This window comes from Sediminibacterium sp. (assembly GCF_051860225.1).
GTDB lineage: Bacteria > Bacteroidota > Bacteroidia > Chitinophagales > Chitinophagaceae > Sediminibacterium.
Genome location: NZ_JBHYEI010000002.1, coordinates 442,342 through 455,676, shown reverse-complemented (window position 1 = coordinate 455,676; position 13,335 = coordinate 442,342). Strand labels below are relative to the sequence as shown.

Annotated in this window: 11 protein-coding genes and 1 tRNA gene; 7 read left to right on the top strand and 5 right to left on the bottom strand. The window is 34.7% G+C overall.

Annotated elements, in window-relative coordinates; translation table 11 throughout:
* The first annotated feature begins 9 nt into the window (after positions 1-9).
* Positions 10-1,350: a lipopolysaccharide biosynthesis protein gene (locus tag ACTIEI_RS08885; RefSeq protein WP_439505941.1), complete on the top strand. Its 1,341-nt coding sequence runs from the start codon at positions 10-12 to the stop codon at positions 1,348-1,350.
* Positions 1,347-2,186 carry a beta-1,6-N-acetylglucosaminyltransferase gene (locus ACTIEI_RS08880; RefSeq protein ID WP_439505940.1) on the top strand — a complete coding sequence of 280 codons (840 nt, stop codon included), beginning with the start codon at positions 1,347-1,349 and terminating at the stop codon, positions 2,184-2,186. Before ACTIEI_RS08885 ends, ACTIEI_RS08880 begins: the two co-directional genes overlap by 4 nt.
* 2 nt (positions 2,187-2,188) lie before the next feature.
* Here the strand turns inward: ACTIEI_RS08880 and ACTIEI_RS08875 are convergent, their stop codons facing one another.
* Positions 2,189-2,683: a hypothetical protein gene (locus tag ACTIEI_RS08875; protein WP_439505939.1), complete on the bottom strand. Its 495-nt coding sequence runs from the start codon at positions 2,681-2,683 to the stop codon at positions 2,189-2,191.
* Between the two features lie 68 nt (positions 2,684-2,751).
* Here ACTIEI_RS08875 and ACTIEI_RS08870 point away from each other — a divergent pair, with 68 nt between their 5' ends.
* The 3 genes from ACTIEI_RS08870 (at position 2,752) to ACTIEI_RS08860 (ending at position 5,337) form a co-directional block, all read left to right on the top strand.
* On the top strand, positions 2,752-3,663 hold the full coding sequence (locus tag ACTIEI_RS08870) for a glycosyltransferase family 2 protein (protein WP_439505938.1): 912 nt from the start codon (positions 2,752-2,754) through the stop codon (positions 3,661-3,663).
* 8 nt (positions 3,664-3,671) lie between these two features.
* Positions 3,672-4,838, top strand: a complete 1,167-nt coding sequence (locus ACTIEI_RS08865) for a glycosyltransferase family 2 protein (protein ID WP_439505937.1) — start codon at positions 3,672-3,674, stop codon at positions 4,836-4,838.
* Between the two features lie 76 nt (positions 4,839-4,914).
* Positions 4,915-5,337: a response regulator gene (locus ACTIEI_RS08860; RefSeq protein ID WP_439505936.1), complete on the top strand. Its 423-nt coding sequence runs from the start codon at positions 4,915-4,917 to the stop codon at positions 5,335-5,337.
* A gap of 19 nt (positions 5,338-5,356) precedes the next feature.
* Here the strand turns inward: ACTIEI_RS08860 and dapA are convergent, their stop codons facing one another.
* Both dapA and ACTIEI_RS08850 read right to left on the bottom strand, forming a co-directional pair.
* Positions 5,357-6,244 carry a 4-hydroxy-tetrahydrodipicolinate synthase gene (gene dapA / locus ACTIEI_RS08855; RefSeq protein WP_439505935.1) on the bottom strand — a complete coding sequence of 296 codons (888 nt, stop codon included), beginning with the start codon at positions 6,242-6,244 and terminating at the stop codon, positions 5,357-5,359.
* A gap of 1 nt (position 6,245) precedes the next feature.
* Positions 6,246-7,232 carry an acetyl-CoA carboxylase carboxyltransferase subunit alpha gene (locus tag ACTIEI_RS08850; protein WP_439505934.1) on the bottom strand — a complete coding sequence of 329 codons (987 nt, stop codon included), beginning with the start codon at positions 7,230-7,232 and terminating at the stop codon, positions 6,246-6,248.
* A gap of 120 nt (positions 7,233-7,352) precedes the next feature.
* Between ACTIEI_RS08850 and ACTIEI_RS08845 the strand changes: the two genes are divergently transcribed.
* Positions 7,353-7,426: transfer RNA gene (locus ACTIEI_RS08845), tRNA-Asp, on the top strand.
* Between the two features lie 42 nt (positions 7,427-7,468).
* Here the strand turns inward: ACTIEI_RS08845 and ACTIEI_RS08840 are convergent.
* Entirely contained in the window at positions 7,469-9,685 is a 2,217-nt protein-coding gene (locus ACTIEI_RS08840) for a T9SS type A sorting domain-containing protein (RefSeq protein WP_439505933.1), read from the bottom strand.
* Positions 9,686-9,905: 220 nt separating this feature from the next.
* Positions 9,906-10,538, bottom strand: coding sequence for a hypothetical protein (locus ACTIEI_RS08835; protein WP_439505932.1), 633 nt, complete (start codon positions 10,536-10,538; stop codon positions 9,906-9,908).
* A gap of 154 nt (positions 10,539-10,692) precedes the next feature.
* On the opposite strand from ACTIEI_RS08835, the gene ACTIEI_RS08830 reads away from it, so the two are divergent.
* Positions 10,693-13,254 (top strand): PIG-L family deacetylase, encoded by a 2,562-nt coding sequence (locus tag ACTIEI_RS08830; protein WP_439505931.1) that lies wholly within the window; start codon positions 10,693-10,695, stop codon positions 13,252-13,254.
* The last annotated feature ends 81 nt before the right edge of the window (positions 13,255-13,335 follow it).

Sequence of the window (13,335 nt, the reverse complement as noted above, 5' to 3'; positions counted from 1 at the left end):
CTTATACTTATGCTCAAAAAACTGACTCATAAACTAAATAACAAACATTTTTTATCTCTTGCCGGCAATGGAGTGATGTCAGTTTTAGCAATGTTAACTGTTGCTGTTTTATATAGGGCACTTACTATTGAAGAAATCGGCTATTGGGTTTTTTTTCAAACCGTTGCCGTTTTATTAGATACTTTCAGAACTGGTTTTTTGCAAATCGCGTTAGTTAAATTTTATACCGGTACAACAAAAGATAGGTCAAAAGAAGTAATTGGTTCTGTGTGGTATTTAGCGATTGCAATCACTTTGGGAATGGGTTTGCTTAATCTAGCTTTTATACCTTTTATGCAGTTTTTTGATGACCCAGCTATTTTATATATCATTCAATGGTTTGGATTGAGTTTTTTGGCCGCGTTACCATCAAGTATTACTGCTTGGATTTTGCAAGCGGATCAAAAGTTTGATAAGCTTTTAATTTTACGGGTGTTAACGCAGGGTAGTTTTATTTTGTCGATTATTGCCCTAATATTTCTTGAAAAAATGAGCTTGCAAGCAGTGTTTATAGTAAACTTGGCTTCAGCGTCTTTGGCAAGTTTAATTGCAATTTTTGCTGGTTGGTCGGGAATTTCTTATTTGTTTGCAAAAACCAAATCCTGCGTAATTGAAATTTTTCATTTTGGGAAATTTAGTGTAGGTACAACTATTAGTGCTAATATGTTAAGGAGCGCAGATACTTTTATAGTAGCGTATATGCTCGGACCTGCTGCTGTTGCTATTTATAATTTACCCGGAAGATTAATGGAAATTATAGAAATACCATTAAGAAGTACACTTGCAACTGCCATGTCATCTTTAGCTAAAGCGTTTAATGTAGGTAATAAAAGAGAGGTTGCTTATATATTGCAAAAATATGCTGGAACTTTAACATTGGCATTCATTCCCTTAGCTTTAGGTGCTATAGTATTTGCTGATTTGGCTACTGGATTATTAGGTGGTGGTAAATATGTGGATTCAGATGCTGCCAATCTACTAAGAATTATGATGGTCATTGCTGTATTTTATCCAATTGATCGGTTCATTGCTGTTTCTTTAGACATTATTCATCAACCAAAAGCAAACTTTATAAAAGTACTTTTGATGTTGCTCGTAAATGTAATTGGGGATATTATTGGTATTTATTTGACGGGAAATTTATATGGTGCTGCTTTAGCCACTTTGTTGCCCCTTCTTGTTGGAATTTTTTATGGATATTATTGCTTTAATAAACATATACCATTTAAATTATCTTTTATATTTACGTCAGGATATATTAACATAAGAAAATTGCTACGTAAATATTTACAAAAACAAATGAAAGCATGAAGGTAGCCCATTTAATTCTTGTTCATGCTTGTCCCAATCAATTGGCGCGTTTAGTTGAGCGACTGACTCATCCTGACGCTGTTTTTTTTATCCATGTGGATTCAAAATCAGCTATTAATCAATTCGAACAATTGTTTGAAACGAGGACTAATATTTTTTTTATTAAAAATCGAGTAAGCATACAGTGGGCAACTTATAGTATGGTAGAAGCCACTTTAAATGGATTTAAAGAGATATTAGCTTCTGGATTAAAAATTGATTATGTCAATTTATTAAGTGGCCAAGACTACCCTTTGAAACCAATAGCTGAGTTTCATGCTTTTCTAAAGGCGAATCCAGGAAAAGCTTTTATGGAATGTTTAAGTGTAGAGAAAGAATGGAAAGAAGCTATCTCCAGGGTTACAAAATATCATTTCAACCATTGGAAAATACCAGGTAAATTTAAATTGCAAAAACTTTTTAATTATTTCCTTCCCAATAGGAAAATGCCAGATAATTTAATAGCTGTTGGAAGATCGCAGTGGTTTACAATAACCTCAGAACAGGTTGGATTTTTAATCAAAAGACTAGAAAGTTCTCCTAATATAGTCAAGTTCTTCACTTATTCATGGGCACCTGACGAGATGATTTTTCAAACTCTATTGTTTAATTCCAAATATCAAAAAGATATAGTAGGGGATAACCTTCGATATATAGATTGGTCAGACCGTAAGCAAAATCCTAAATTATTATCAAGCCAAGATTTTAATGCATTCATGCAATCTGGAAAGTTTTTTGCTCGAAAGTTTCAAGAAAATGATGACGTACTTGATATGATTGATAAACATATCTGCTAGGCTTATTCCTTTTTGTCTTGTGCAACAAATGCTTTGATGAAAAAGAATATGCCAATAAAAATAATCACTAATGCAAATGCGTCAAGAACCGTAAAGCCATCGTGATCATTGAAATAAAATAGGGTGGCAATTTCAAATTCAGCACTCGTTGGTGTTACAATGGCTAAAAATCCTACGGTTATAAAAAGTAGTCCTACTCCTGAATAAGCTAGTCCTGCAGCCCAATTGATAGCCTTATCTGGTAAGTTTTTTACACTGAATGATTTATGTTGCCTTAATAGTTTTTCCATATCTAAAGCGATCTCTTGGTTGCCCTTGGCATCGTCTTCATGGTTTATTGATGAACCACTTACCCTATAGGTTTTCTCCATTGTGTGAAGAAACAAGTGTTGCATTTCTAATGCTTTCTGTTTACTCACAGGTTGTTTCTCTAACTCTTCTAAAAGTTCAGCAAATACTCGTTCTATTTTTAAAACCTGACTGTTATCTGTAGCCATTTGACCTTTAATTTCACTTTCTCCGCTAATTTAGATAATTTAGGTAACTAATAGCTTGAATAAAAAAAATGAAACAAGTTTCTATCATTACGGTTAATTTTAACCACAGTCATGTTACAGACGAATTATTAGATTCTATTCGAAAAAATAATAACTACCCTAATATTGAGATAATTGTAGTGGATAATGGTAGTGCAGAAAATCCAGTGCCCAATTGGATCAACAAATATCCAGAGGCAAAATTCATTAGATCTGAAATCAATCTCGGCTTTGCAGGCGGAAATAATTTGGGATTAACTGCTGCAAAGGGGGATTACTTGTTTTTTGTAAATAATGATACTGAGTTTACGTATGGTTTAATTCAGATACTTGTAGATACCATTGAAGCTAACTCGTTAATTGGAGCAATTTCACCAAAGCTGCTTTATTTTGATCAACCAAACATGTTGCAATATGCAGGATATACTCCTATGAATTATTTTACTGCTCGAAACAGTTGTATTGGACAGTTTGAAACAGATAATGGACAATATGATGATATGATAGGTAAAACTGGTTTTGCTCATGGTGCGGCGATGATGGTAACCAGAAAAGCTATTGAGAAAGCAGGCCCTATGTCCGAAAACTTCTTTCTTTATTATGAAGAATTAGATTGGGCAGATAGAATTAGACGAAATGGATTTGAAATTTGGGTAAATATGAAGGCGACCATTTTTCACAAAGAATCCGTTTCAGTTGGAAAAAAAAGTTCCCTAAAGGAATATTATATGAATAGAAACAGAATTCTATTTATCAGGCGAAATGCACCGCTTTTTAAAGCCATTTGTTTCTATTGTTATTTTATTTTAATTGTGACTCCGAGGAATATACTAACCTATTTAAAAGAGAAAAACTTTAATTTCATTAAGCAGCTTTTCAGGGCAATTTGGTGGAATATTACCAACGGAATTAATAGTAAATATCTAGGTTTCAAACCTTAAACATTTTTATGGAATTATTTTTTTGGATTTGTATTGCAGTTATTTTATACACTTATTTAGGGTATGGATTAGTCTTGTATTTTATTTTAAAACTCAAAGCATTATTCTTTGGGAAAAAAACACCTATCCCAATAGGGTACACACCAACAGTGACTGTTGTAGTGGCTGCTTACAATGAAGCGTATTGTATTGAAGAGAAAATTTTAAATACACTTGCTTTAAATTATCCAAAAGACAAGATCAGTTTCATTTTTATTACAGATGGATCAACAGATGAAACACCTGCGATTGTTTCAAAATATCCAACTATTTTAGGGATGCATGAGTCAGGTAGAAGTGGAAAAATTGCAGCGGTTCATCGTGCTATGGGAAAGGTACAAACTGAAATAGTAGTATTTACCGATGCCAATACGATGCTCAATGCTGATGCAGTTTTGTTAATGTGTAGACATTATCAAGATGAGCGTGTAGGAGCTATTGCAGGAGAAAAAAGGGTTCAAATTACTGAAACTTCTGATGCTACTGCTGGAGAAGGATTTTATTGGAAATATGAATCAAAATTAAAAAAATGGGATTCTGAATTATACTCAGTAGTAGGAGCAGCTGGAGAATTATTCAGTATAAGGACGGCTTTATATGAACCAGTAGCCCCTGATACGATTCTTGATGATTTCATGATATCAATGAATATTGCCCTGAAGGGGTTCAAAATTATTTATGAACCAGAAGCATATGCTTCTGAATTAGCTTCCGCAAATACAGGGGAGGAGCTTAAGAGAAAAATCAGAATTGCAGCGGGGGGAGTACAATCTACTATTCGCTTAAAGTCTTTGTTATTGCCATTTAAACAACCCATATTAAGTTTTGAATTCATTAGTCACCGCATTTTGAGATGGGTGGTAACTCCTTATATGATGATTATCGCATTGATTATTAATATATGGTTGGTTACTGACTTAGGCTTGGGAAATATTTATGGGCTGATGCTTTTGGGGCAATTGTTTTTTTATACTGCAGCTTTATTGGGTTGGATAATGGAGCAGCGTCAACTTAAAGTCAAAATTTTCTTTATCCCCTATTATTTTTGTTTAATGAATTATGCAGTCATTGCTGGTTTTATTAGATATTTTTCTACTAAGCAATCTGTCTTATGGGAAAAAGCAAAGCGAAAATAGGGTTTCTTAATTTTTTGAAGTAACTTCATATGATTAGATTTGTATTCAAATTAGTAACACCAGAATAATTAGATAGATGATTAATAAGATTCTTTGCGTAGATGACGATAGTATTTCACTTACTATATCAAAACTACTTCTGAGAAGGACTGGTTTTACCAATGATGTAGTCACAGCGGTTGATGGAAGCGATGCTTTAGATTATTTTAAAGACCTTTTTGCAACCAGTTCCAATCCAGTTGAAGAAGCTCCGTCCCTTATTCTTCTCGATATTAATATGCCCGTTATGAATGGATGGGAGTTCTTAGAAGCGTATATTCCTTTATTTGCAGATAAATTACCTGATACTAAATTGATTATTTTGTCTTCCACAATTGATCCAGAAGATTTCTCAAGAGCCAAAAAATTTCCAGTCGTAGCCCAGTTCGTTAGTAAACCATTGAGCGTTGAAAACCTTGCTGAATTAAAGGAAAATGAATTTGTACAAAAATATTTTTAGGTTCAAATTTTTGTTTGCATTAATCCTTTTGTGAAATCCAATGTTTGATTTGATTATATACCCCTTCGCTTAGCGGAACGTTTGGCATTCGCAAGTAATTACCAATCAATCCTTGTAAAGCCATAAAAGCTTTAACACCAGCAGGATTGTTCTCTACGAACATCAAGTCATATGCTTCCATCAAGCTATTATTGATTGCTCTTGCGCTAGTGTAATCATTATTTAAGCAAGCCCTTACCATGTTGCCAAATTCGAGTGGAAATGCATTCGCTGCAACACTGATAACGCCTTCCATTCCACAAGCCATTTGTGGTAGCGCTAGTGCGTCGTCTCCACTCAATACTAAAAAATTGGCTGGTCGGTCTTTTAGTATTTGCATGCATTGTCCCATATCTCCACTAGCTTCTTTAATTCCAATGATATTGGGTATTTCATTAGCTATTCTTAGCGTTGTAGCAGCACTCAAATTGCGTCCAGTTCTTCCAGGAACATTATATAATATAATTGGAAGAGGAGAGGCTGCTGCCACCATTTTATAGTGCTGAAATATGCCTTCTTGGGAAGGTTTATTGTAATATGGAGAAGCGCTTAATATAGCTGCTGCTTTTGTCAGGGGAAAACTACCTAAATCTTGAATTAAATCTGCAGTATCATTCCCGCCGATACCTACTACCACAGGTATTTTGCCATCTATTTTTTTATAGGTGAATTCTAAAATTGCAATCTTTTCTTCATTGCTTAATACGGGGGTTTCACCTGTTGTTCCTAACATGACCACATACTCTACTTTATTGGTGAGCATGCTGTCTAATACTTTACCTAATGCGTCAAAGTCTATTTGATTGTTTGCAGTAAATGGTGTTATTACTGCTACTCCAGTTCCTTTAAGTTGCTCTTGAATGTCCATATTAATTTTCGATAGTAGATTCTTCCCAGAATCCCATTTTACAGTATTTATTTATTCTCTCATTCACCCTATCAGTTGGGTCTTTTGCTTTAAATTCTGCGATGGCTTTTTGAATGCAACCTTTCAGAATATCTGCAGCTTCCTGATAATCCCAATGGGCACCACCTAAGGGTTCTTCAACAATTTCATCTACCAATCCAAATCCCTTCATATCAGTGGCGGTTAACCTTAATTGTTCCGCGGCAATTTCTTTTTTGTCCCAACTTCTCCATAAAATGGAACTACAACTTTCAGGAGAAATAACTGTATACCAAGTATTTTCCATCATTAGGGTTTTGTCACCTACGCCTATTCCTAAAGCTCCTCCGCTAGCACCCTCTCCAATGATAACAACAATAACAGGAACTTTTAAACGAATCATTTCGTAAATATTTCTTGCAATTGCTTCTCCTTGTCCTCTTTCTTCTGCCTCTAATCCCGGGAATGCCCCTGGCGTATCAATTAAAGCAACAACAGGCTTATTAAATTTCTCAGCTAATTTCATTAAGCGCAAAGCTTTGCGGTATCCTTCAGGATTAGCCATACCAAAATTTCTCATTTGACGCATTTTGGTATTTACCCCTTTTTGTTGCCCAATTACCATAACAGTTTCGCCATCTAGTTGGGCAAAGCCACCTACCATTGCTTTGTCATCCTTTACATTTCGATCTCCGTGTAATTCAACAAAGTTGGTAAACATTTTATCAATGTATTTCAAAGTGTACGGTCTGTCTGGATGACGACTTAATTGAACCCTTTGCCAAGGTGTAAGATTAGCAGTAATTTCCTTTCTTTTTTCGAGTATAGACTCTTCTAATTGAATAAGAGTATTAGTATAATCTATTTTAGGATTTTTCTCGGCTAACTTTTTGGTCGCATCAATTTGTTCATATAACTCTTTGATAGGGGTTTCAAAATCAAGAAATTGTCTATTGGGGTATTGAGGCATATTATATGATTTGGCGGTAAAAATAGGCAATGCTTTTTTTTTTGAAAAGATTTGTTTCAAAATATATTTTCCCCTTATCTTTGCAATCCCAAAAACGACATAAGCTGTCGAATAAGGAATGGATCGGTAGTTCAGTTGGTTAGAATGCCGCCCTGTCACGGCGGAGGTCGCGGGTTCGAGTCCCGTCCGGTCCGCAAATGCCACTTCAATGTGGCATTTTGCATTTTAGGGCCTATCTAGTTCGATTTTATAAAAGGGATTGTTTGTTTTTGTTGGTTATTCCCGATTTCAACATAATAAATACCTGCTGGAAATCTAGAAGTATCTACTTGAAAGGTATTGCTCCTTGTAATTCCACTATACAAACGCTTCCCAGCAGTATCAAATAAATTAATTTGTTGATTATTTCCTGCTGATAAACCCTGAATGGTCAAAGCATTTTTTACTGGGTTAGGGAAGATTCTAATGCCAGTATTTAAAGTAGAAGGGATTAGTAATTGTCCAGCACCCTTAACAAATACGGGTGTTTCGGTTGCATTAATAATGACTTTGCCGCCATTGGTTTTTTGTTTATTTAATTGCATGGACAGTGCTCCAGCAGTAGGGGTATAAATATAGGCAGAATCAGCATTGCCTAAATCTAAAGTGTATAAACCAGTTCTTCCTATTTCATCTGGAATGTATACAACATACATTGCAGTTGTATCATTCAATAAATATTCATCTACCAATGGGTCTGCATTCAGCGTTTTATTATAGTAATAATTTCCAAACAAATTTTTTGTTTGCCGAATAAAATCCGCAGCTGGTCTTGGAATTAATTGATCGCCAAATAAGCCACTAGTTGCATATAGTTGTCCAGAATTAGGGGTATCGTCTTCCAATTGATAAAAAAATTGCTTCATGATGCCATTTCTGGCATATAACAAAGCGGTTCTTAGCATCCAATCTGCTTGTGTTTGTAAAATAGATTTATTGCCAATTGCAATTGCCTTATTAGGACTTCCTGGATGAATATCAAATCCTGTTTCGGTTACCCAAATAGGCATATTATTTAGATAAATAGCTGCAGACTGAATAAATGCTTTGGCAATGGAATCTGCATTATTAAAACCTGCATTCAACTCTGGTGCAATAGCTCTTTTTAAATTGGCGTTATTAGTATAAAGATGATAATTGATGATATCCCAACAAATATTGACTGAACCATCTGGTAGGTATCCTCTATATTGTTTGCACCAATCAATCATCCCTCTGAAGTAGTCGGTACTGGCTAAAGCTACACCCGCCATAACTACTTTCATAGAGGGGTCTGCATTCTTAACGCCAACACCTGGTCCTAAAGTGTTTTTATGGCCATCATAAAATGCAGAAAGGTTAGCTGCGTACTCTCTTCCTGTTTGATAAGACTTTCTGCCCTTCCACCATTTATCTCGTTCATTTTCACATTCAATAAATTCAATGTATCCAAGCCCAATTTTTACTTGATTAATTTCATCTCCAGTATAGCGGGAAGAATCGAAAACAGTTAATAAATTTTTATTCACTGTTTTGTTTTTCCCATATCTGGCTGCAAATTGAAAAGCGACTTTTGCTTGTTCAATATAAGATGCAGGATTATTTAAATCTTTTCCGTAAAAAACAGGGTTGTTTTCTAAGTCTTGTAAACTATCAGGATAAGAGTTTACCATCCAAGTGGGTAATGTTTTTAAACAGGCTAAAACTGTAATCCCTTCTTTTAAACAGGTTTCGTATATGGCATCATAATTCCAACTGCCACTTCTGGTAGGGCTAAATGTATAACTGCCTTGTCGATATTCTAGTTTTTGCCAATCCATATAATGCCTAAACCCGCTGAAGAATTTTACTGCCTTTAATCGATTAGTGTCGATTTGGAAAGGATCGATTAAGGGGTCTGAAAAATTCCATTCATAACCATTTATGCCTAATAAATTTGCTAAAGGGATTTTTCTTTTTGCTATTGGGTTCGTTTGCTGGGGTGCAGTATAGTTCCCATAAAATTCAATTTCTGATGGGAAATCATTGTCTGCAATAATTTGTAGATACATGATGTTTTGAGCTGGCGTATCTAATTTAATAACATCAAGTCTGTCAGGGTAAGGGCCAACCCATCTGTTGTATTTAGTGCCATCAAAAGAGGCAAGTTGCCTTCTATTCCAATTACTATCTATGCTAAAAAGTAAAAAGGGTTTTGTGCTAATTCCATTCCAATCGTAGAATCGGATGCTTTCTATCGAAATTCTCTCTCCTTTTAAAAGCGGGTAATAAGATTCATATAATGGAATAATCTTTCCATATTGTGGTTCAACAGCAGTAAATAAATCATTGTCAAAAAGTCTTTGCAGTCCTCTTTCTGCATTCGTTAATTGGTACCACCTATTGCCATCAATGGGTATTTTTTGTGGATTTTGTCCCAGAGATTCAAGAACCATTATTACGCATAAAAAAAGAGGAAAAAAGTACTTTTTTCCTTTATCCCATTCAAATTTTCCAAGGCGGTACAGCATCAAGTTCACATTGTTGGATGAATATGCAAATTAACCATGTTTATAGATAATAGAGCCATTTTATTAGCAAGATGTTGTATATACTTGGAGCAATTAAAATAAAAAACCGGCCATAAATGACCGGTTTCCCTTTTAAGTATTTAAACTAAAACAAAAACTTAAAACCAAAGGATAATGGCGTAGTCAGTGTTGGGTTGCTGCCACCTAAAGCTCCATTGTATACATTTTCTACATTAGCAACATGTGCTAGTGAAAAGTCGGTAACTGTTGTTTTATTACCTGTTTTAGGGGTTAATGTAGTTACAGAAAAGTTGGCTAAATTGTAGGAAAACTCTACACTAAAATGTTTCCCTAAAATTATATCTAAGCCACCAGAAGCAGCTAAACCAAACTGACTAACTTTTAATTCACTTTGTTTTTCTTTTCCACTGATAAATGGAGCTGCCAACTGTCCAAAAAAGTACATATTCCCTGCGACGTTCCAATATTTTCTAACCAAGGGTTGAAAAACGAATAATCCAGTATTAGCGTTGGTAGTTGCTCCATTTACTGATTTGATGTTCACTGTGCCAATTCCTGCGCCAATTGCAACAGATGGAGACACAAATGTTCCAATTATGGGTAATAGGGTAAAATTAGTGCTTTTAGTAGTACCCGTTTTAGTTTGGGTATAACCAAATTGAGAAGTGGCAAACGTAATACTCTGTAATCCTTTTTTCTGTGCATTAGCGGAAAAACTTAATGCTGCAAACAAGGTAACTGCAATAATCTTTTTCATATTTCTTTAAATTTTGAACAAAGTTATTTTCCCGGTATTTTATCAAATATGAGTAGATATGTTTCCCAATATGATACTCATCATGTTTTTTTTAAATGGTAAAACCCACAAAGCCAAGTATAGCTATCTTCGTTAAAACGATAAATGCCTGAATATGCTAATTAAGACTGCAATGCGTTCATTAATTATTCTCTTTATTGTTGGAATATCAACAGTTGGTCCAACTCATTTAATAGCTCAAAATCCCGAATTGAATGGAAGCGCTGCAATTTTTCAACAGTTGCAAAAATTGCAAGTGTTAGGGAGCGTACTTTATATTGCTGCTCATCCAGACGATGAAAACAATAGTTTACTTCCTTATTTAGCAAAAGAAAAAAAATATAGAACTGCCTATTTAAGTTTAACAAGAGGTGATGGCGGCCAAAATTTAATTGGTCCTGAGCAAGGAGTTGAATTAGGGCTAATTAGGACACAGGAACTCTTAGCAGCAAGGCAAATTGATGGGTCTGAACAATATTTCACCAGTGCTTATGAGTTTGGATTTAGTAAAACGGCAAGCGAAACACTTCAATATTGGGATAGAAAAAAAGTGTTGGCAGATATGGTTTGGGTTATAAGAAAGTTTCAACCAGATATTATAGTGAATCGTTTCCCACCTGATGCAAGAGCAGGACATGGGCATCATGCTTCTTCTGCTGTACTTTCAATTGAAGCTTTTAAGGCAGCAGCTGATCCCAATCAGTTTCCTGAACAATTAAGCAAAGGGGTAAAAGTGTGGCAAGCAAAAAGATTATTATGGAATACATTCAATTTTGGAGGAGCTAATACTACAAGCGAAAATCAACTGAAAATAGATGTAGGTGTTTTTAATCCATTTCTCGGTCAAAGTTATGGAGAAGTAGGGGGAGAAGCAAGAAGCATGCACAAAAGTCAAGGAGAAGGTAGGCCAAGGCGAAAAGGTCCCGTATTCGAATATTTTGCAACGATTGCTGGTGATACAGCAAAATATAATTTAATGGATGGCATTGTAACTGATTGGGGCAGAATTCCTGTTGGTGGAAAAACAGTGGAAGAGTTGATCAAAAAAATTATTACGCAATTTGACTTTATACAACCAGCTCAATCTATCAATGATTTAACTAAATTATATCAGCAAGTTCAATCGCTTTCATATGACGGTGTTTGGAAAGCCCAAAAATTACATGAGATAGAAACATTAATTATTGCTTGTGCTGGAATTGTTGTTGAAGCAACTACAGAAACAGAATATGCGGTACCAGGAGAAAAGTTAGGCATACAGTTTTTAGTAAACAAACGGAGTACAGTACCCATTATTTTAGATAAGATTCAACTCAATACAACTGATCATTCAACATTCGATACCAGCATTAATATTCAATTGCAAAACAATATTAATTATACCCTCAATTATGTTTCACTTGTTTCAATTGATCAGCCATACTCTCAGCCATATTGGCTATCGGCTCCAATGAAAGATATGGGCACGTTTGATGTAAGCGATTATGAATTGATTGGAAGGGCTAATTCGAAGCCACCTTTTACAGCAAAATTAAACTTTATCATTAATGGTGTTGGTACTACTATTAATGTTCCTATACAATACAAATTTGTTGATTTAGTAAGAGGTGAAATATTTCAACCATTGAATGTAATACCTAGAGTGGTTATTTCAATGGATAAAAATGTTTTACTCAAAAATATTAAAACACCAGGCAAAAAAGATATTTCAAACACAAACTTATTATTGCAGGTTAAATCAAATTTTAATGCAACCAATTTGCCAGTAACCATCAGTTTGAAAGAAGGAGAAAAATACCTTTTTTCAAAGGATACAGTTATGAACTTAACTACAGGAAGTATTTATTCTTATTTTATTGATTTGGGTGCAGCTTTAGGAAAACAAAATCCTGCCAATATCCATGCTGAGCTAAAGTTTCAGTTAAATGGGAAAGTTTATGCTTATGATCAAATGCTCAAAACAATCAAGTACGATCATATTCCTTCAATTAATTATTTATTCAAAGATCAAGCAAGAATTATCAATGAGCCCATTGTTTCGATACCCAAAAAGGTTGGTTATATTGTAGGCGCTGGAGATAAAGTTCCCGAAGCACTTTCTCAATTAGGTCATAAGGTAGATATATTGCAAGAGTCGGATATTGTAGAGGCAAAGTTGGCATCATATGATGTTATTGTGGTTGGTATTCGAGCTTATAATATTCATGAATGGTTGACCAATAAAAATGAAATAATTAATCGTTATATTGAACAAGGTGGTCACCTCATTGTGCAATACTTGAAGAGTAATTTGGTTGGTAATAAAAGAGTGAAAGTAGGTCCTTATGAATTTGCCATGTCTAATATCCGTGTAACAGAAGAAAAAGCACCAGTTCAACTTTTGCAAGCCCAACATCCATTTTTAAATTCACCTAATAAAATTGATGAAAAAGACTTTGATAATTGGGTGCAAGAAAGAAGTACGTATCAAATGGAGCCTGTAAAAGCGCCATATGAAGCTATATTGCAAATGAATGATACGAATGACAAACCCACTAATGGTAGTTTAGTAACTTCAAAATACGGTAAGGGAAATTTCACTTATGTTAGCTTAGTATTATTCAGACAATTACCTGCAGGAGTTGCCGGGAGCTATAAATTATTAGCCAATTTGGTATCATTGCCTCCCAATAAATAAATTATGCAGCCCAGGAAAAAAATTAGTTTTTTTATGATTGTCATCATTGGAGTGGTCATTGGTGTATTTTTAAAAAATGTA